This window comes from Deltaproteobacteria bacterium, assembly GCA_009929795.1.
Classification (GTDB): Bacteria; Desulfobacterota; Desulfovibrionia; order Desulfovibrionales; family Desulfomicrobiaceae; genus RZZR01.
Genome location: RZZR01000352.1, coordinates 1 through 1,457, shown reverse-complemented (window position 1 = coordinate 1,457; position 1,457 = coordinate 1). Strand labels below are relative to the sequence as shown.

The 1,457-nt window shown below is 53.9% G+C and carries 3 protein-coding genes; all 3 read left to right on the top strand.

Annotated features, from left to right (window positions below; translation table 11 throughout):
* Nucleotides 1-269: 269 nt before the first annotated feature.
* The 3 genes from EOM25_14935 to EOM25_14925 all read left to right on the top strand — a co-directional run bounded on the left by EOM25_14935 (nucleotide 270) and on the right by EOM25_14925 (nucleotide 1,355).
* The gene (locus EOM25_14935) at nucleotides 270-761 is read left to right on the top strand and encodes a hypothetical protein (GenBank protein NCC26473.1); all 492 of its coding nucleotides are present in this window, start codon (nucleotides 270-272) and stop codon (nucleotides 759-761) included.
* 115 nt (nucleotides 762-876) lie between these two features.
* Nucleotides 877-1,110 carry a hypothetical protein gene (locus tag EOM25_14930; protein ID NCC26472.1) on the top strand — a complete coding sequence of 78 codons (234 nt, stop codon included), beginning with the start codon at nucleotides 877-879 and terminating at the stop codon, nucleotides 1,108-1,110.
* Nucleotides 1,107-1,355 (top strand): hypothetical protein, encoded by a 249-nt coding sequence (locus EOM25_14925; protein ID NCC26471.1) that lies wholly within the window; start codon nucleotides 1,107-1,109, stop codon nucleotides 1,353-1,355. Before EOM25_14930 ends, EOM25_14925 begins: the two co-directional genes overlap by 4 nt.
* The last annotated feature ends 102 nt before the right edge of the window (nucleotides 1,356-1,457 follow it).

Below are 1,457 nucleotides of genomic sequence, written 5' to 3'. Positions count from 1 at the left end.
CCCATGAACTGTTCCAGGCCGGACTCAAACGATTTGAAGTCCACACCGAGAACGTGCGGAAGCATTTCGGCAGGGTCCATATCTGCGAATGGAAGTTCGACGACGAGTGCAGGGCCGCAGGGGTGGCCGGGAAATTCGTCGGGATAGCAGGACCGGAAAAAGAGTAAATCCAAAATTTGCCCAGCCCTAGGGTAGCTCCCGAAAAGGCGGTTCTCCGCTCCGCCCTGGGCCGGGCATCCATCAATGCGGAATCCATCGCGGAGGTGGACTTGAAACCCATCGAATACGAGATCAAGGGCCTTGGCCCGCCGGTCTGGGGCGGCTACGACGAAGACACAAGTTTCCTGACGCCGTTTCTTGAAACTCATTATCCGAACACCGAAGACCAAAACCGCGCCTTGGCTGAATTTCTCAAAGCACGGGCAGACCAGCACGGTCATGCAGTCCTTCGAGCCGAGGACCTTCGGGTCCTGGCTGAAATCATAAGTCCATCATCGAAAAAGACCGGACCCAAGGCGGACCCGAACCGGTCAATTTTTTTGGCCGAAGCATGGGTTCACCTTTGGAAAATAAAAATACGCGAAGGATTCAGGCCGGGCAGAAAAACGGACCGGCTTGTGACCGATGAAATTGCCGATGGGCTGAAGTGGGCCAAAATGCCACGGAAAGGCCGTCCAGTGGGCCTGCAGCCTGTGAAGGATGCAGTTGCAGAACACAAGGAGTGGATCGAGGAACAGCAAAAGAATTTCTTGAATAAATAATCCGTTTCACCTCCGCGAAAAAGGACCGACGAATTTAATGAAAATTTGTCGGTCCTTTTCTTTTTGTTTTTTGTTGTCATGCCGTCATCAACAACATTTAGTGACGGAGGATCACATGGACGAAAGGCAGAAACGGATTTTCAACGCATTGGTTAACGCTTGGCCCGCGCCTCTGGTGTCGAGAAGTCAAGTAGAGAAATTCAGTGGTGGCTCGATAAGGGCGCGCACATTGAACAATCTTGACTGCAGGGGGCTTGGCCCTGACGGCAAGATACTTGTTGGAGGCCGAGTGGCCTATGAAAGAGACAATCTTGCCGAGTGGATTGCAAAAAGGGTGAGGCCGTTATGAACACGCACGGAGATAAGCAACGCCAGTTCGTTTTGGAATGTCTTCAGCGTTCATCATGCTCGATCCCAGAGTTTCGCGCCCTTGGCGTTCTGCATAGCGCCGCCAGGGTTATGGAATTGCGCCGGGTGGGCCATCGGATCATCACCGAAATGGAATGGTCCGTTGCCGAGGACGGCAAACGGCATCGGGTGGGACGCTACACATGGATGGGACGGGAGGCAGAAGCATGTCCGCCGCAAAATTGACCGTCCTGACCTCCACCACGCCCAAGATACTGTCGAAGCAATTCCGTCTTGGTCCTGACGGCGAACTGGTCAAGACCACATCGGCAAACATGGTCCGGGGCA